Genomic DNA, 18,236 nt, shown 5'->3' with positions numbered 1-18,236 from the left:
GGTGATTGACCTGACCGACACCGAAGCCGTTTAATCAAATCTGTAAACCATGTCCCCGCACACCTGTTAACCATGTGTCCGGTCTGAACAGCGAAGCAAAGAACAAGTACCTCGGCCGCCGGGCCGAGACCCGGCTCCCGCCCTCTGCATAGGCATGCCGCCCCTCAGCGAGCTTGCGAGCAGCGCCCCGGCTTCGACCAGCTCAGCCCGAACGGACAAGGGACTAGCGCCGCGGCTTCGACCAACTCACCCCGAACGGACAGCAGGCAATACTACAAAATTGATAGCTTCCAGCGCTTTACCCACAAGCTCCGGCAGCCAATTCACTCAAAAAAAAATCAATCCCCCACCTCCAACCTCCGCCCGTACTGCACCAGACTCGCCTGCTTGAGCGCCTGCATCATCACCTTCGCCGCCGGCGACAGCAGCCGGTCCGACCGGGTGATGATTCCGAACGCATCCATATGGCACGGCATCTCCAGCGGCAGCACCGTCACGATGCCGTGGGCTGCGTAGTAGTGCGCCACGTCCGCCCCCACCACCGCGATCATGTCGCTCTGCTGCAGCATGCGCGTGATGAACAGCAGCGCCGAGGTCTCCACCGTGTGCAGCGGCGGCGCCAGCCCGTCCTGCTGGAACATCAGGTCGAACCGGTGCCGCAGCACGCTCCCGGCAGGCGGCACAATCCAGCTGGCCGACACCACGTCGCGCAGCGTCAGCCCGCTCATGCCCGACAGCGGGTGGCCCGGGCGCGTGATGGCGCAGACCAGCTCCTCCGTCAGCGACTCGTAGCGCAGGTTCTCCTTGTCGTGCTCTTCGTACAGGCGGCCCACCACGATGTCGAGCTTGCCCTGCTCCAGCCGCTCCAGCAGCACGGGGCTGGTTTCGATGTCCAGCGAGATGCGCAGGCTGGGGTGTTCCTGCTTGACCAGCGCCACCGCAGCGGGCAGCAGGCTCAGGCCCGGCGAGGTGATGGCGCCAATGCCCACCTGGCCGTAGTGCCCCCGTTTGAGCGCGCCGATCTCGTCGTGCGCCTGGTTCAGGTTGGCCAGGGCCATGCGGGCGTGGCGGATCATCGTTTCGCCGTACCAGGTGGGCCGCATGCCGCGCGGCAGGCGCTCGAACAGGGGCACCTCCAGCACGTCCTCCAGGTCCTTGAGCAGCTTGGACGCTGCTGGCTGGGTCATGCTGAGCACCTGGGCGGCGCGGTGGATGTTGCCCTCTTCGGCCAGCGCCACCAGCAGCAGCAGCTGGCGCGTCTTGAGGCGGGCGCGGATGAACCAGTGGTTGTAGGTACTCATGAACAGGTGAAGAAGCGGAAAGAACGGGAGGGGTTTTCCAGGATGCAAGGAACGATATCTATTTTGTCGAAAAATTGATTGGATTGATATCAAAACCTTCCCTAGACTTCGCCGCACTTGCAACCACCACGGCCACGGCCCGCGTCCATGAAGCACGGCGAACTCCAGCTCAAGCCCCGGCACCTCATCAATGGCCGCTGGGAGATCGGTACCACCACCGGCGTCAGCACCAACCCGTCAGACACCCGCGAAGTCGTCGCCGAATACGCCCGCGCCGACCGCAACCAGACCGAGCTGGCCGTGCGCGCCGCGGCCGACTCCCTGCCCACCTGGAGCCAGAGCACACCCCAGCGCCGCGCCGACGTGCTGGACTTCGTCGGCAGCGAACTGCTGGCGCGCAAGGACGAACTGGGCGCGCTGCTGGCGCGCGAAGAAGGCAAGACCCTGCCCGAGGGCATTGCCGAAGTGGCACGCAGCGGACAGATCTTCAAGTTCTTTGCCGGCGAGGCGCTGCGCATCCAGGGCGAGCTGATGGCATCGGTGCGCCAGGGCGTGCAGGTGGACGTGACCCGCGAGCCCGTGGGCGTGGTGGGCATCATCGCGCCGTGGAACTTCCCGTTCGCCATCCCGGCCTGGAAGATCGCCCCGGCCCTGGCCTACGGCAACACCGTGGTCTTCAAGCCCGCCGAGCTGGTGCCCGCCTGCGGCTGGGCGCTGGCCGAGATCATCAGCCGCAGCGGCCTGCCCGCCGGTGCGTTCAACCTCATCATGGGCAGCGGCCGTGAGGTGGGGCAGACGCTGGTGGACCACCCGCTGGTCAACGCACTGAGCTTTACCGGATCGGTGGCCACGGGCGAGCGCATTCTGCGTGCCGCCGCCCAGCGCCGTGCCAAGGTGCAGTTGGAGATGGGTGGCAAGAACCCGCTCATCGTGCTGGCCGATGCCGACCTGGACCAGGCCGTGGACTGCGCGCTGCAGGGCTCGTATTTTTCGACAGGCCAGCGCTGCACGGCATCGAGCCGCCTCATCGTGGAAGCCGAGGTGCACGATGCCTTTGTGGCCCGCCTGCGCAACCGGCTGGCCCACCTGAAGGTGGGCCACGCGCTGGAGCGGACCACCGAAATGGGCCCCGTGGTGGATGAACACCAGCTGGCCCAGAACCTGGGCTACATCGATATTGCGCGCAGTGAGGGGGCGGAGCATGTCTGGGGTGGGGAGCGCCTGGAGCGCCCCACCCCGGGCCATTACATGAGCCCCGCCCTTTTTCTGGCCCGCCCTGAGCACCGCGTGGCGCGCGAGGAGATCTTTGGCCCCGTGGCCTGCGTGCTGCGGGCCGATGGCTACGAGCACGCGCTGGCCCTGGCCAACGACACACCCTACGGCCTGTGCGCGGGCATCTGCACCACCTCGCTCAAGCACGCCATGCACTTCAAGCGCCATGCCGCCGTGGGCATGACCATGGTGAACCTGCCCACGGCGGGTGTGGACTTCCACGTCCCCTTTGGCGGCCGCAAGGAGTCCAGCTACGGCGCCCGCGAACAGGGCCGCTACGCCGCAGAGTTCTACACCACGGTCAAGACGGGCTACATGCTGGCCTAGTCGCTTCTCGATCCCGCAACCATCGTCAACCAACCATTCAAACCAGGAGACAAGATGATGAAAATGAACCGCCGCACCGTTGCAGCTGCCTTGGCCAGCGTGCCCGTGGCCGCCCTGCTGCCCGGCGCTGCCTGGGCGCAAAAGCCCCTCGTACTGGGCTTCAGCCAGGTGGGGGCCGAGAGCGAGTGGCGCACGGCCAACACCGAGTCCATCAAGTCCGCCGCCAAAGAGGCGGGCATCGAGCTGAAGTTCTCTGACGCGCAGCAAAAGCAGGAGAACCAGATCAAGGCCATCCGCTCGTTCATCGCGCAGAAGGTGGACGTGATCGCGTTCTCGCCCGTGGTGGAATCCGGCTGGGAACCCGTGCTGCGCGAGGCCAAGGCTGCCAAGATCCCCGTGGTGCTGACCGACCGTGCGGTCAACACCAAGGACACCTCGCTCTACGTGACCTTCATGGGCTCGGACTTCGTGGAGGAAGGCCGCAAGGCTGGCCGCTGGCTGGTGGAAAAGATGAAGGACCACAAGGGCGAGGTCAACATCGTCGAGCTGCAAGGCACCGTGGGCTCCGCCCCCGCCATCGACCGCAAGAAGGGCTTTGAGGAAGTCATCAAGGCCGACCCGAAGTTCAAGATCATCCGCAGCCAGACCGGCGACTTCACCCGCGCCAAGGGCAAGGAAGTGATGGAAGCCTTCCTGAAGGCCGAGGGCAAGAAGATCAACGTGCTGTACGCACACAACGACGACATGGCGATTGGCGCCATCCAGGCCATCGAAGAGGCCGGCATGAAGCCCGCCAAGGACATCGTGATCATCTCCATCGACGCGGTGAAGGGCGCCTTCGAAGCCATGATCGCCGGCAAGCTCAACGTGAGCGTGGAGTGCAGCCCCCTGCTGGGCCCACAGCTGATGAGCGCCGTGAAGGACATCAAGGCCGGCAAGGCCGTGCCCAAGCGCATCGTGACCGAGGAAGGCATCTTCCCGATGGAAGTGGCGGCCAAAGAAATGCCGAACAGGAAGTACTGATACCGGCAAGCGTTCAAACAGCCCCCGTCCGTTCACGCTGAGCCTGTCGAAGCGCCGCGCAAGGCTTCGACGCGCTCAGCCCGAACGGCTCTGAAGCTGCTCTCGACCTGCCGCAGCGACGCCGACATTCGCAACAACAGGAGACAAAACCAAATGAAGCGTGCAATTTTCAAGGCCGTGTTGGCCACCGTGGCCCTGGCGGCCATGGGCGCCACGTCCGTGGCATCGGCCCAGGACAAGGGCACCATCGGCATCTCGATGCCCACCAAGTCCTCGGCGCGCTGGATTGCCGATGGCGACAACATGGTCAAGGTGCTCAAGGACCGCGGCTACAAGACCGACCTGCAGTACGCTGAGGACGACATCCCCAACCAGCTCGCGCAGATCGAGAACATGATCACCAAGGGCGCCAAGGTGCTGGTGATCGCATCCATCGATGGCACCACACTGTCCAAGGCGCTGCAAAACGCGGCGGACAAGGGCGTCAAGATCATCGCCTATGACCGCCTGATCAAGGGATCCAAGAATGTGGACTACTACGCCACGTTCGACAACTTCCAGGTGGGCGTGCTGCAGGCCAATTCCATCGTGGACAAGCTGGGCCTCAAGCAAGGCAAGGGTCCGTTCAACATCGAGCTGTTCGGCGGCTCGCCCGACGACAACAACGCCTTCTTCTTCTACGACGGCGCCATGAGCGTGCTGCAGCCCTACATCGACAGCGGCAAGCTGGTGGTGCGCAGCAAGCAGACCGGCATGAACAAGGTGGGCACGCTGCGCTGGGACGGGGCCGCGGCGCAGGCCCGCATGGACAACCTGCTGTCGGCCTACTATGGCAAGGACAAGGTACACGCGGTGCTGTCGCCCTATGACGGCATCTCCATCGGCATCCTGTCGTCCCTCAAGGGCGTGGGCTACTGCACCGCGCAGCAGCCATGCCCCGTGGTGAGCGGCCAGGATGCCGAGGTGCCTTCCATCAAGTCCATCCTCAAGGGGGAGCAGTCCTCCACCGTGTTCAAGGACACCCGCGAGCTGGCCAAGGTGGCCGCCAACATGGTGGATGCCGTGCTGTCGGGCAAGCAGCCTGAAATCAATGACACCAAGACCTACAACAACGGCGTGAAGGTCGTGCCCTCGTACCTGCTCAAGCCGGTGTCGGTGGATGTCTCCAACTGGAACGCCGTGCTGGTGGGCAGCGGCTACTACAAGGAATCGCAGCTCAAGTGAGTCCGCGCCGCGTGCGGGCCCGCCGGCCCGCGCGCGGCCTTCCGCAGAAGGGGCCTCCACGCCCCACCGCTTGCCCAGGGCGGCCTCCGGGCCTGCCAAGAGACTCTGAGACCATGCTTCTAGAAATGCGGAACATCCGCAAAACCTTTCCCGGTGTGGTGGCGCTGAACCAGGTCAACCTGGGCGTGCGCGCCGGAGAGATCCACGCCATCGTCGGCGAAAACGGCGCGGGCAAGTCGACGCTGATGAAGGTGTTGTCGGGTGTGTATCCGCACGGCAGCTACAGCGGCGAGATCGTTTTCGACGGCCAGGTGCGGCAGTTCGCGGGCATCCGCGACAGCGAGCACCTGGGCATCATCATCATCCACCAGGAGCTGGCCCTGGTGCCCCTGTTGTCCATTGCCGAGAACATCTTCCTTGGCAACGAAACCGCGCGGCACGGCGTGATCGACTGGATGGCCGCGCACAGCCGCGCCCAGGTGCTGCTCGCCAAAGTGGGGCTGCGCGAGTCACCCGAGACGCCGGTCGGCCAGCTAGGTGTGGGCAAGCAACAGCTGGTGGAGATCGCCAAGGCCTTGTCCCGCAAGGTGCGCCTGCTGATCCTGGACGAGCCCACCGCCAGCCTCAACGAAAACGACAGCCAGGCCCTGCTGGACCTGCTGCTGGAACTCAAGGCCCAGGGCATCACCTGCATCCTCATCTCCCACAAGCTCAACGAGATCTCGCGCGTGGCGGATGCCATCACCGTGCTGCGCGACGGCAGCACCGTGCAGATGCTGGACTGCCGCGAAGGCCCGGTGAGCGAAGACCGCGTGATCCAGGCCATGGTGGGCCGCGAGATGAGCGACCGCTACCCCCAGCGCCAGCCGCAGATTGGCGACATCGTCTTTGAGGTGCTCAACTGGCGCGCCCACCACCCGCAGCGCAGCGACCGAGAGCACCTCAAGGGCATCGACCTGAACGTGCGGCGCGGCGAGATTGTGGGCATTGCCGGCCTGATGGGCGCAGGCCGCACCGAGCTGGCCATGAGCCTCTTTGGCCGCTCTTGGGGCCAGCGCATCAGCGGCGAGGTGCGGCTGCACGGCCAGCCCATCGACGTGAGCACGGTAGAGAAAGCTGTGCGCCACGGCCTGGCCTATGTGACCGAAGACCGCAAGGGCAACGGCCTGGTGCTGAACGAAGACATCCAGTTCAACACCTCGCTGGCCAACCTGCCCGGCGTGTCGTTCGCCAGCGTGATCGACAGCGGCCAGGAGCACCGCGTGGCGCAAGGCTACCGCGAAAAGCTGCGCATCCGCTGCTCGGGCGTGGACCAGAAGACGCTGAACCTGTCGGGCGGCAACCAGCAGAAGGTGGTGCTCAGCAAATGGCTGTTCACCAGCCCCGAGGTGCTCATCCTCGACGAGCCCACGCGCGGCATCGACGTGGGCGCCAAGTACGAGATCTACACCCTCATCGCCCAGCTGGCGGCCGAGGGCAAGTGCGTGATCGTGATCTCGTCCGAGATGCCCGAGCTGCTGGGCATCACGGACCGCATCTATGTGATGAACGAAGGCCGCTTTGTGGCCGAGATGCCCACCACGGAGGCATCCCAAGAACGAATCATGCGCGCGATTGTGGGTGCCCCCGCTGAGGCGCTTCGCGCCGTCCCCCCCGCGGGGGACGCCGCCCGTGCGGCGGGGCGGCCCTTGCACGGCGGCCGCGCGTAGCGGTCGCGCCAGTAGCGACCGATTGCGCCCCCCAACCACGCTAAATCGACAAGAGACGAAATGAGCCAGACCACCCATCCGACTGACGCAACAGTGGCTGACCACCAGCCACCGTCGGCACAGCACCCCGGCAAGCCCTTGCTGCACCACCTCCAGCACAACCTGCGCGAGTACGGCATGCTGATCACGCTGGTGGCCATCATGGGCTTCTTCCAGTACATGACCGAGGGCACGCTGATGCAGCCCTTGAACCTGACCAACCTGGTGCTGCAGAACAGCTACATCGTCATCATGGCGCTGGGCATGCTGCTGGTCATCGTGGCCGGGCACATCGACCTGTCCGTGGGCTCGGTGTGCGGCTTCATCGGCGCGCTGGCTGCGGTGCTGATGGTCGAGTACCACTGGCACTTCGTGCCCGCCACGCTGGTGTGCCTGCTGTGCGGCGGACTCATCGGCGCGATCCAGGGGGCCTTCGTCGCCTTCTCGCGCATACCGTCGTTCATCGTCACGCTGGCGGGCATGCTGGTGTTCAAGGGGCTGGCGCTGGCCCTGCTGGCGGGGCAGTCGGTGGGGCCCTTTCCCCCGGAGTTCCAGATGCTCAGCTCGGGCTTCATTCCCGACCTGTTCAGCATGGAAGGGCTGCGCCTCACCTCGCTGCTGCTGGGGGCTGCCGTGGCCGCGGCGCTCGCCCTGGGCGGGCTGCGCGAGCGGGCCAACCGCCAGCGCCACGGCGTACAGGCAGAACCCGCCAGCCTCTTTGTCTTCCGCACCGTGGTGTTCAGCGGGTTGCTCGTGTACTTCAGCTACCTCATGGCGTCGTACAAGGGCCTGCCCAACGTGCTCATCGTGATGGCGCTGCTGATCGTGCTGTTCGACTTCGTCACCAGCCGCACCACCATCGGCCGCCGCGTCTACGCCATGGGCGGCAACGAGAAAGCGGCCAAGCTCTCCGGCATCAAGACCGAGCGGCTCACGCTATACGCCTTCATCAACATGGGCGTGCTCGCGGCCCTGGCCGGGCTGGTGTTCGCGGCGCGGCTGAACACCGCCACGCCCAAGGCGGGCCTGGGCTTTGAACTGGACGTGATTGCGGCCTGCTTCATCGGCGGCGCATCGGCCTCGGGCGGCGTCGGCAAGGTGATGGGCGCGGTCATTGGCGCCTTTGTGATGGGTGTGATGAACAACGGCATGTCCATCCTGGGCATCGGCATCGACTACCAGCAGGTCATCAAGGGCGTGGTGCTGCTGGCCGCCGTGCTCGTGGACGTTTACAACAAGAACAAGGCATAGAAATGAAGCACCCCCTGAGTCGCTTCGCGCCTTCCCCCTCTCTCGACTCGCTACGCGTGTCGGGTGGGGGACGCCCCCGGCGCGGCGGGGCGGCCCTTGCGCGGGGGCCCTCGTCTGGGCCGTGCCAGTTCGGCTGGCAGTGCAGACAACGACGAGTGTCTGGAACACCATGAGCACCCCATCCCAAAATCCCGTCCTGCAGCTCTCGGGCATCCACAAGCAGTTTGCGGGCATCCCTGTGCTGCGCGACGTGCAGCTCAACCTTTACCCTGGCGAGATCCATGCGCTGATGGGGCAAAACGGTGCGGGCAAGTCCACGCTGATCAAGGTGTTGACGGGCGTGCTGGAGGCCAGCGGCGGCCAGATGCGGCTGGGCGGTCCAGCCGCAGCGCCGGGCCGCCCCAAGCAAGGCGACACCCCCTCGGGGGGCAGCGACCCGCGCAGCGGCGGAGCGCGGGGGCTGACGACCGTGTGGCCCGATTCGCCGCTGGCGGCCCAGCGCCTGGGCATCAGCACGGTGTACCAGGAAGTCAACCTCTGCCCCAATCTCTCGGTGGCCGAGAACATCTTTGCGGGCCGCTACCCGCGCTGCGGCATTGCGCAGGGCTTTCGCATCGACTGGGCCACGCTGCACCAGCGCGCCCGCGAGCTGGTGGCGCGCATCGGGCTGCAGATCGACGTGACGCGCCTGCTGTCGGACTACCCCGTGGCCGTGCAGCAGCTGGTGGCGATTGCGCGGGCGCTGAGCATCGAATCGCGCGTGCTGATCCTGGACGAGCCCACCTCCAGCCTGGACGACGACGAGGTGCAAAAGCTTTTCGAAGTGCTGCGCCGCTTGCGCAGCGAGGGCCTGGCCATCGTCTTCGTGACGCATTTCTTGAACCAAGTGTATGCCGTGTCCGACCGCATCACCGTGCTGCGCAATGGCAGCTGGGTGGGCGAGTGGCTGGCAAAGGACCTGGGGCCGCAGGCACTGATCGCCGCCATGCTGGGCCGTGACTTGGCGGCCGCATCCGAACAACCCGCACCCGCGCCCGCCGTGGACACCCGCCCATCCACATTGCTGCAGGCCGAGGGCCTGGGGCAGGACACGCAACTACAGCCGCTGGACCTGCAGATCCGCGCGGGCGAAGTGGTGGGCCTGGCCGGGCTGCTGGGCTCGGGCCGCACCGAGCTGGCGCGCCTGCTGTTCGGGCTGGAGACGCCCGACCGGGGCGCGCTGCGCATCGACGGGCAGGTGGTGAAGTTTGCCAACCCCATGGATGCCATCCGCCACGGGTTGGCCCTGTGCCCCGAAGAGCGAAAGACCGACGGCATCGTGGCCGAACTGTCGGTGCGGGAGAACATTGCGCTGGCGCTGCAGGCCCGTATGGGCGTGGGCCAATTCCTCTCGCGCGCCGAACAGACGGCTCTGGCTGAGCGCTACGTCAAGCTGCTGGGCATCAAGACCGACACCGTGGACAAGCCCATTGGCCTGCTCTCGGGCGGCAACCAGCAGAAGGCCATTCTTGCGCGCTGGATGGCCATCGAACCGCGCCTGCTCATCCTGGACGAACCCACGCGCGGCATCGACGTGGCCGCCAAGCAGGAAATCATGGACCAGATCCTGCGCCTGGCCCAGGGCGGCATGGCCGTGCTGTTCATCTCTTCCGAAATGAGCGAGGTGGTGCGCGTGGCGCACCGCATCGTGGTGCTCCGCGACCGCCACAAGGTGGGTGAGCTGCCTGCGGGCAGCAGTGAAGACGCCGTTTACGACCTGATTGCTGCCGAACATGCTTGAAATAAAGAACACCCCCCTGAGCCGCTTCGCGGCTTCCCCCCGCTCTCGCACCGCTTCGCGCTGCGGGCAGGGGGACGCAGCCCTCGCTGCGGGGCGGCCCTTGCTTGGCTGCCCTCGCCTGGACCGCGCCAGTATCGGGCGCAGCGCCGTGGATGACCTGTATGTCTGAACGCAGCACCACCTTGCCTGTTTCCGCGCTGCTGCGACACCGCCTGGCCTGGCCCCTGATCACGCTGGCACTGCTGCTCATCGTGAACACGGTGTTCAACAGCAGCTTCCTGCACATTGAATGGCGCGACGGGCACCTGTACGGCAGCCTCATCGACATCCTCAACCGCGCCGCGCCCTTGGTGCTGGTGTCGTTGGGCATGACGCTGGTGATCGCCACGCGCGGCATCGATATCTCGGTGGGTGCCGTGGTCGCCATTGCCGCCGCAGGGGCGGCGTGGCTCATCGGCGGCTCGGTGTCGGGCACCGAAAGCCGGTTCCCGCTGCCGGTTGCCATCCTGGGCGCCATCGGCATCGCACTGCTGTGCGGTCTGTGGAACGGCGTGCTGGTGGCCAAGGTGGGCATGCAGCCCATCATCGCCACGCTGATCCTCATGGTGGCGGGCCGGGGCATTGCCCAGCTCATCACCGACGGGCAGATCATCACCATCTACTACACGCCCTACTTCTTCCTGGGCGGCGGCTATCTGGCGGGGCTGCCGTTCTCGCTGTTTGTGGTGGCCGTGGTCTTTGCCGTACTGTACCTGGCCATCACGCGCACGGCGCTCGGCTTGTTCATCCAGGCGGTGGGCATCAACCCCACGGCAGCGCGCGTGGCGGGCGTGCAGGCGGGGCGCCTCATCGTGGCGGCCTACGTGTTCTGCGGCGTCTGCGCGGGCATTGCGGGGCTGCTCATCAGCTCCAACGTCAAGAGTGCAGACGGCAACAACGCCGGGCAGCTGCTGGAGCTGGACGCCATACTGGCTGTCACGCTGGGCGGCACAGCGCTCACGGGCGGCCGTTTCAGCCTGGTGGGCAGCATGATTGGCGCGCTCATCATCCAGACGCTGACTTACGCCATCTATTCGCTGGGCGTGCCGCCCGAGATCAACCTGGTGGTGAAGGCCGTGGTGGTGTTCGCCGTGATGCTGCTCCAGTCGCCCGAGTTCCGGGCGCAAGTGGGCGCCCTGGCACGCCGCCCTGGCGCGGGAGCCCTGCAATGAGCGCCGTGCCCAAGACTGCGGGCTTCGGCGCTGCGAGCCCCGCCGCCCCCCAGGCCGCCGCAACGCGCGCGCGGTTCCACCCCAAGTACCTGCCGCTGGCCGCCACCGTCTCGCTGTTTGTGGCCATGGCCACGCTGGGCTCGGTGCTGTACACCGGCTTCTTCTCGGCCCAGGTGTTCCTCAACCTGCTGATCGACAACGCCTTCCTCATCATCGTGGCGGTGGGCATGACGTTTGTGATCCTTTCGGGCGGCATCGACCTCTCGGTGGGCTCGGTGGTGGCGCTGACCACCATGGTGCTGGCCGCGCTGGTGGAGCACCACGGCTGGAACCCCATGGTCGCCATCCCGCTGGTGCTGCTGATGGGCACGGCATTTGGCGCGTTCATGGGTTTCCTCATCGAGCGCTTTCGGCTGCAGCCCTTCATCGTCACGCTGGCGGGCATGTTCCTGGCGCGGGGACTGTGCTACCTGATCAGCATCGACTCCATCAGCATCACCCACGAGGGCTATTCGGAGCTGGCGCAGTGGCGCTTTCCGCTGTGGGAAGGCACATCCCTCTCGCTGGGCGCGCTCATCGCCATCGCGGTGCTGCTGGTGGCCCTGTTTGTGGCGCACTGCACGCCGTTCGGTCGCAGCGTGTATGCGGTGGGCGGCAGCGAACACTCGGCCGTGCTCATGGGCCTGCCGGTGCGCCGCACGCTGATCGGCGTCTACACGCTGTCGGGCTTTTGCTCGGCGCTGGCGGGCGTGGTGTTCACGTTCTACATGCTGTCGGGCTATGGCCTGCACGCCGTGGGCATGGAGCTGGACGCGATTGCTGCCGTGGTCATTGGCGGGACGCTGCTCACCGGTGGCGTGGGCTATGTGGCGGGCACGCTGTTTGGCGTGCTCATGCTCGGAATCATCCAGACCCTGATTTCCTTCGACGGCACGCTCAGCTCGTGGTGGACGCGCATCGTCGTCGGCGTGCTGCTGTTCGCTTTCTGCCTGCTGCAGCGGCTGCTCTCGCGCCGCTCGGGCAAGGCCCGCTGATCTTTTGTCTTCCCTCTTCTCTCTCACCCCCACCATGACCACCCCCAAGCGCAAACTCCGCTCTGCCGAATGGTTCGGCACGGCCGACAAGAACGGCTTCATGTACCGCAGCTGGATGAAGAACCAGGGTCTTCCCGACCATGTCTTTGACGGCCGCCCGGTCATCGGCATCTGCAACACCTGGTCCGAGCTCACGCCCTGCAACGCGCACTTCCGCAAGATTGCCGAGCACGTGAAGCGCGGCATTTACGAAGCGGGCGGCTTTCCGGTCGAGTTCCCGGTGTTCTCCAACGGCGAGTCCAACCTGCGCCCCACGGCCATGCTCACGCGCAACCTGGCCAGCATGGATGTGGAAGAAGCCATCCGCGGCAACCCCATCGACGCCGTGGTGCTGCTGGTGGGCTGCGACAAGACCACGCCCGCGCTGCTGATGGGCGCCGCCAGCTGCGATGTGCCCGCCATCGTGGTCACGGGTGGGCCCATGCTCAATGGCAAGCTCGACGGCAAGGACATCGGCTCGGGCACCGCCGTGTGGCGTCTGCACGAATCGCTGAAGGCCGGCGAGATCAACGAACACCAGTTCTTTGCGGCCGAGGCCGGCATGTCCCGCTCCGCCGGCACCTGCAACACCATGGGCACGGCCAGCACCATGGCCTGCATGGCCGAGTCGCTGGGCACCTCGCTGCCACACAACGCCGCCATCCCGGCCGTGGATGCACGCCGCTACGTGCTGGCCCACATGTCCGGCAAGCGCATCGTGGAGATGGCGCACGAGGACTTGCGCCTGTCCAAGATCCTCACGCGCGAAGCCTTCGAGAACGCCATCCGCACCAACGCGGCCATTGGCGGTTCGACCAACGCGGTCATCCACCTCAAGGCCATCGCCGGCCGCATCGGCGTGCAGCTGGACCTGGAAGACTGGACGCGCATCGGCCGCGGCACACCCACGCTGGTGGACCTGCAGCCTTCGGGCCGCTTCCTGATGGAAGAGTTCTACTACGCCGGCGGCCTGCCCGCCGTGCTGCGCCGCCTGGGCGAGAACGGCCTGCTGCCCCACCCGGGCGCGCTCACCGTCAACGGCAAGAGCCTGTGGGACAACGTGCGCGAGGCCCCGCAGTACAACGACGAGGTCATCCGCCCCATCAACAACCCGCTGATTGCCGATGGCGGCATCTGCATCCTACGCGGCAACCTGGCGCCCCGCGGCGCGGTGCTCAAGCCCTCGGCCGCCTCGCCCGAACTGCTCAAGCACCGGGGCCGCGCCGTGGTGTTCGAGAACCTGGAGCACTACAAGGAACGCATCGTCGATGAAACCCTGGAGATCGACGAGACCTGCGTGATGGTGATGAAGAACTGCGGCCCCAAGGGCTACCCCGGCATGGCCGAGGTGGGCAACATGGGCCTGCCACCCAAGCTGCTGCGGCGCGGCGTGAAGGACATGGTGCGCATCTCGGACGCCCGCATGAGCGGCACGGCCTACGGCACCGTGGTGCTGCATGTGGCGCCCGAGGCCGCCGCCGGTGGCCCGCTGGCTGCCGTGCGCGATGGCGATTTCATCGAGCTGGACTGCGAGAACGGCCGCCTGCATCTGGACATCAGCGACGAGGAACTGGCCGCGCGCCTGGCCGCGCTGGACAACACCGACCAGGGCGGGCGCGGCGGCTACCGGCGGCTGTATGTGGACCATGTGCTGCAGGCGGACGATGGCTGCGACTTTGACTTTCTCGTCGGCTGCCGAGGTGCTGGCGTGCCTCGCCATTCGCATTGATGTGGAACACCCCCCTGAGTCGCTTCGCGCCTTCCCCCCGCTCTCGCAGTGCTGCGCAATGCGGGCAGGGGGACGCAGCCAGCGCGGCGGGGCGGCCCTTGCGCGGCTGCCCGCGTCTAGGCTCCGCCCTCTGCGGAAACTGCTACATATTCAATAGCTTCTAGCGCTTGATAGGAAAGCGCTAAAGCCCATTTTCATCTAATTTTCTGAACCCGCCATGCCCGCCATCCATTCCCTTCAGAACCCTCGCTACCGCGGCATCTTCCCCGTGGTGCCCACCACCTTCCACGAAGACGGCACGCTCGACCTCGACAGCCAGAAGCGCTGCCTCGACTTCATGATCGACGCCGGTGTGGACGGCGTCTGCATCCTGGCCAACTTCTCCGAGCAGTTCTCGCTGTCGGATGCGGAGCGCGAGGTCCTCACCCGCACATCGCTGGAGCACGTGGCGGGCCGCGTGCCCGTGATCGTCACCACCACCCACTACGGTACCCGCGTATGCGCCGAGCGCAGCCGCGCCGCGCAGGACATGGGCGCGGCCATGGTGATGGTCATGCCGCCCTACCACGGCGCCACCTTCCGCGTGCCCGAGGCGCAGATCTACGAGTTCTACGCCCGCCTGTCGGATGCGATCAGCATCCCGATCATGGTGCAGGACGCGCCCGCCAGCGGCACCGTGCTGTCGGCCCCCTTCCTCGCGCGCATGGCGCAAGAGATTGAAAACTTGGCCTACTTCAAGATCGAGGTGCCTGGCGCCGCCAGCAAGCTGCGCGAGCTGATCCGCCTGGGGGGCGATGCCATCGAAGGTCCGTGGGACGGTGAGGAAGCCATCACCCTGCTGGCCGACCTGGATGCGGGCGCCACCGGTGCGATGACGGGCGGGGCCTTCCCCGATGGCATCCGCCCCATCATCGAGGCGCACCGCCTGGGAGACATGGACCAGGCGTTTGCGCTCTACCAGCGCTGGCTGCCGCTCATCAACCACGAAAACCGCCAGGGCGGCATCCTGACGGCCAAGGCGCTGATGAAGGAAGGCGGCGTGATCGCCTGCGAGGCAGGTCGCCATCCCTTCCCGGCCATGCACCCCGAAGTGCGGCGCGGCCTGATCGACATCGCGCGGCGGCTGGACCCGCTGGTGCTGCGCTGGGGCCGCTAAATCCGCCATGGCCGAGCATTCCGAGTGCATGGCAACGCGGCTGATCGCCCTGGACTGGGGCACCAGCGCGTTGCGCGCCTTCCGCCTGGGCGGCAGCGGCGAGGTGCTGGAAACGCGGCACCGCCCCTGGGGCATCCTGAGCCTGCCCCCTGCCGCCGACGGCATGGCCGACCCCGCGCCCGGCGCCGCTTTTGAACGCGCCTTGCAACGCATCTGCGGCGACTGGCTGGCTGCCAACCCTGGCCTGCCCTTGCTGGCCTGCGGCATGGTGGGCAGCGCACAGGGCTGGCGCGAGGCCGCCTACCTGCCCACGCCCGCCTCGCTGGATGCACTCGGCCACGGCCTGGTGCAGGTGGCGCGGCCCGGCGGTGCCCCACTGCACATCGTGCCGGGTCTCTTGCAGCAGGGCATGCTGCCCAACGTGATGCGCGGCGAAGAAACCCAGGTGCTGGGCGTGCTGGCGGGCCTTGCGCTGCCGGCCGACGCGCCCGTGCTCATCGGATTGCCCGGCACCCACAGCAAATGGGTGCTGGCACGCGGCGGCCGCATCGAGCAGTTCCACACCTTCATGACTGGCGAGGTCTTTGCTGCGCTGCGCGGCCACACGATTCTGGGCAAGACCATGCAGACCGCCGCGGTGCCCGACGACATAGCCTTCGCGCGGGGCCTGGACGTCGCACGCGGCAGCGATGCCGCGCTGGGACTGCTGTCGCACCTCTTTAGCACACGCACGCTCGGCCTGACCGGGGCGTTGGCCCCCGCCGCGCAAGCCGACTACCTGTCAGGCCTGCTGATCGGACACGAGGTGGCCGGCCTGGCACGCGCACAGCAGCAAGGCGCCGCAACGCCGCAGCGCCTGGTGCTGTGCGGCGAGCCCGACCTGTGCCGCCGCTACGCCATGGCGCTGCAGGCCTACGGTTTTGCCACGCCCGCCATCGCCACCCAGGCCACCGCCCCAGGGTTGTGGCAGATCGCACTGGCGGCGGGATTGGTGTCTGCCGGGGCCACCCTCTCCTCCGTCAACCCCGCCACCGGGAGCCCGACCGCATGAACCCCGTCGACAAAGCCCTGTTCCAGATCCTGCAGCGCTGCGGGCTCATCGCCATCCTGCGCGGCGTGCAACCGCACGAAGTGGTCGCCATCGGACAGGCCCTGTACGACGCGGGCCTGCGCATCGTCGAAGTGCCGCTCAACTCGCCCGAGCCATTGGCCAGCATCCGCGCGCTGCGCGAAGCCCTGCCCGGCGACTGCCTGGTGGGCGCAGGCACCGTGCTCACGCCCGAGGCCTGCCCGCAGGTGGCTGCGGCGGGCGGGCAGATGGTCGTCATGCCGCACGGCGACGCCCAGGTGATCCGCGCCGCGCGCTCCGCCGGCATGGCGTGTGCGCCCGGCGTTGCGACGCTCACCGAAGCCTTTGCCGCCCTGGCCGCAGGCGCCAACATGCTCAAGCTGTTCCCGGCCGAGGCCTTGCCGCCCCACGTGCTCAAAGCCTGGCGCGCCGTGATCAGCCCGCCGATCGCGCTGGTGCCGGTGGGCGGCATCGTGCCCGATCTGATCGGCACCTACGCGGCGGTGGGCGCCAGCGGCTTTGGCCTGGGCTCCGCGCTCTACCGCCCCGGCGACACCGCGGCCGACGTGGCCCCCCGGGCGGCCGCCTTTGTGGCCGCGTGGCACCAGGCCTACGGCACGGCACGCACCGCCGCCACGCCCCCTATCCTCTGATTTCCCGGCACGCAGTTTCATGAAGATCACCCGGCTCACCACGTTCATCGTCCCCCCGCGCTGGTGCTTTCTGAAAATCGAAACCGATGAGGGCGTCACCGGCTGGGGCGAGCCCATCCTGGAAGGCCGCGCGCACACCGTGGCCGCCGCTGTGGAAGAACTGGGCGACTACCTCATCGGCAAGGACCCGCGCCACATCGAAGACCACTGGACGGTGCTGTACCGCGGCGGCTTCTACCGCGGCGGCGGCGTGCACATGAGCGCCCTGGCCGGCATCGACCAGGCGCTGTGGGACATCAAGGGCAAGGCCCTGGGCGTGCCCGTGTCAGAACTGCTGGGCGGCAATGTGCGCAGCCACATCAAGGTGTACAGCTGGATCGGCGGTGACCGCCCCAGTGAAACGGCCGCCGCCGCCCAGGCCGCCGTGGCCCGCGGCTTCACTGCCGTGAAGATGAACGGCACCGAAGAAGTGCAGTACGTGGACAGCCATGACAAGGTGGAGCGCTGCCTGCAAAACGTGGCCGCCGTGCGCGAGGCCGTGGGCCCCCACGTGGGCATCGGCGTGGACTTCCACGGCCGCGTGCACCGCCCCATGGCCAAGGTGCTCATCAAGGAGCTGGAGCCGTACAAGCTCATGTTCATCGAAGAGCCCGTGCTGAGCGAGCACGACGAGGCGCTGAAGGAGATCGCGCGCATCTCGTCCACCCCCATCGCGCTGGGCGAGCGCCTGTACTCGCGCTGGGACTTCAAGCGCGTGCTGCAAGGCGGCTACGCCGACATCATCCAGCCCGACCCCTCGCACGCCGGCGGCATCACCGAAACCCGCAAGATCGCCAGCATGGCCGAGGCCTACGACGTGGCCCTGGCCCTGCACTGCCCCCTGGGGCCGATTGCCCTGGCCGCCAACCTGCAGCTGGACGCGGTTTGCTACAACGCCTTCATCCAGGAGCAAAGCCTGGGCATCCACTACAACCAGGCCAACGACCTGATGGACTATGTGTCCAACCCCGAGGTGTTTGCCTACCAGGAAGGCATGGTCGCCATCCCCAACGGGCCGGGCCTGGGAGTTGAGGTGAACGAGGAATATGTGAGGGAGCGGGCGCAGCAGGGACACCGATGGAGGAACCCGGTGTGGCGGCACAAGGATGGGAGTTTTGCGGAGTGGTGAAAGGCCGCTGCCAGCTGGCTCAGCGGTGCTGGGTCACCTTGGGCTGGGCGCGGTCAATCGCTGTAACGAACGAGTAGGCGCTTTGCGCCATAAAGCAGCCGCTTGGGATGGCTGTTCAGATCGGACACATGGTTAACAGGTGTGCGGGGACATGGTTAACACTTTCGGCGAACTTCGCCGGAGGTCGCTATGCCATGGAAGGCTTGCAACACCATGAACCTGAGACAGGAATTCGTTGAACTGGCAAGGCA

14 protein-coding genes are annotated in these 18,236 nt (G+C 66.7%); 13 read left to right on the top strand and 1 reads right to left on the bottom strand.

Going from position 1 to position 18,236, the window contains the following annotated elements:
• Window positions 1-338: 338 nt before the first annotated feature.
• Entirely contained in the window at window positions 339-1,301 is a 963-nt protein-coding gene (locus tag LWW96_RS16665; protein ID WP_291488961.1) for a LysR substrate-binding domain-containing protein, read from the bottom strand.
• Window positions 1,302-1,448: 147 nt separating this feature from the next.
• Here LWW96_RS16665 and LWW96_RS16660 point away from each other — a divergent pair, with 147 nt between their 5' ends.
• From LWW96_RS16660 to dgoD, 13 genes are all read left to right on the top strand, one after another.
• Entirely contained in the window at window positions 1,449-2,900 is a 1,452-nt protein-coding gene (locus LWW96_RS16660; RefSeq protein WP_291488959.1) for an aldehyde dehydrogenase family protein, read from the top strand.
• A gap of 57 nt (window positions 2,901-2,957) precedes the next feature.
• Entirely contained in the window at window positions 2,958-3,923 is a 966-nt protein-coding gene (locus tag LWW96_RS16655; RefSeq protein ID WP_291488957.1) for an ABC transporter substrate-binding protein, read from the top strand.
• Window positions 3,924-4,076: 153 nt separating this feature from the next.
• Complete coding sequence (gene chvE, locus LWW96_RS16650) at window positions 4,077-5,147, top strand: multiple monosaccharide ABC transporter substrate-binding protein (RefSeq protein WP_291488955.1); 1,071 nt, start codon at window positions 4,077-4,079, stop codon at window positions 5,145-5,147.
• A 113-nt stretch (window positions 5,148-5,260) separates the two neighbouring features.
• On the top strand, window positions 5,261-6,856 hold the full coding sequence (mmsA, locus tag LWW96_RS16645; RefSeq protein WP_291488952.1) for a multiple monosaccharide ABC transporter ATP-binding protein: 1,596 nt from the start codon (window positions 5,261-5,263) through the stop codon (window positions 6,854-6,856).
• A 60-nt stretch (window positions 6,857-6,916) separates the two neighbouring features.
• Window positions 6,917-8,146, top strand: a complete 1,230-nt coding sequence (gene mmsB / locus LWW96_RS16640; protein WP_291488950.1) for a multiple monosaccharide ABC transporter permease — start codon at window positions 6,917-6,919, stop codon at window positions 8,144-8,146.
• 169 nt (window positions 8,147-8,315) lie between these two features.
• Complete coding sequence (locus tag LWW96_RS16635; RefSeq protein ID WP_291488948.1) at window positions 8,316-9,926, top strand: sugar ABC transporter ATP-binding protein; 1,611 nt, start codon at window positions 8,316-8,318, stop codon at window positions 9,924-9,926.
• 161 nt (window positions 9,927-10,087) lie between these two features.
• Window positions 10,088-11,137, top strand: a complete 1,050-nt coding sequence (locus LWW96_RS16630) for an ABC transporter permease (RefSeq protein ID WP_291488946.1) — start codon at window positions 10,088-10,090, stop codon at window positions 11,135-11,137.
• Window positions 11,134-12,171, top strand: a complete 1,038-nt coding sequence (yjfF, locus tag LWW96_RS16625; protein ID WP_291488944.1) for a galactofuranose ABC transporter, permease protein YjfF — start codon at window positions 11,134-11,136, stop codon at window positions 12,169-12,171. Before LWW96_RS16630 ends, yjfF begins: the two co-directional genes overlap by 4 nt.
• 34 nt (window positions 12,172-12,205) lie before the next feature.
• A complete protein-coding gene (locus LWW96_RS16620) occupies window positions 12,206-13,939 on the top strand; it encodes an IlvD/Edd family dehydratase (protein WP_291488942.1) in 1,734 nt (577 codons plus the stop codon).
• A 217-nt stretch (window positions 13,940-14,156) separates the two neighbouring features.
• Window positions 14,157-15,095 (top strand): dihydrodipicolinate synthase family protein, encoded by a 939-nt coding sequence (locus tag LWW96_RS16615; protein ID WP_291488940.1) that lies wholly within the window; start codon window positions 14,157-14,159, stop codon window positions 15,093-15,095.
• A gap of 7 nt (window positions 15,096-15,102) precedes the next feature.
• Window positions 15,103-16,146 (top strand): 2-dehydro-3-deoxygalactonokinase, encoded by a 1,044-nt coding sequence (locus LWW96_RS16610; RefSeq protein ID WP_291488938.1) that lies wholly within the window; start codon window positions 15,103-15,105, stop codon window positions 16,144-16,146.
• Window positions 16,143-16,817, top strand: a complete 675-nt coding sequence (locus LWW96_RS16605; protein ID WP_291488936.1) for a 2-dehydro-3-deoxy-6-phosphogalactonate aldolase — start codon at window positions 16,143-16,145, stop codon at window positions 16,815-16,817. The genes LWW96_RS16610 and LWW96_RS16605 overlap by 4 nt, the downstream gene beginning before the upstream one ends.
• Window positions 16,818-16,836: 19 nt before the next feature.
• Window positions 16,837-17,985: a galactonate dehydratase gene (gene dgoD, locus LWW96_RS16600; RefSeq protein WP_291488934.1), complete on the top strand. Its 1,149-nt coding sequence runs from the start codon at window positions 16,837-16,839 to the stop codon at window positions 17,983-17,985.
• The last annotated feature ends 251 nt before the right edge of the window (window positions 17,986-18,236 follow it).

Origin of the sequence: Acidovorax sp., from assembly GCF_021287135.1 — a bacterium.
Lineage (GTDB): Bacteria > Pseudomonadota > Gammaproteobacteria > Burkholderiales > Burkholderiaceae_C > Acidovorax.
This window is presented reverse-complemented; position numbering and strand designations above follow the sequence as displayed.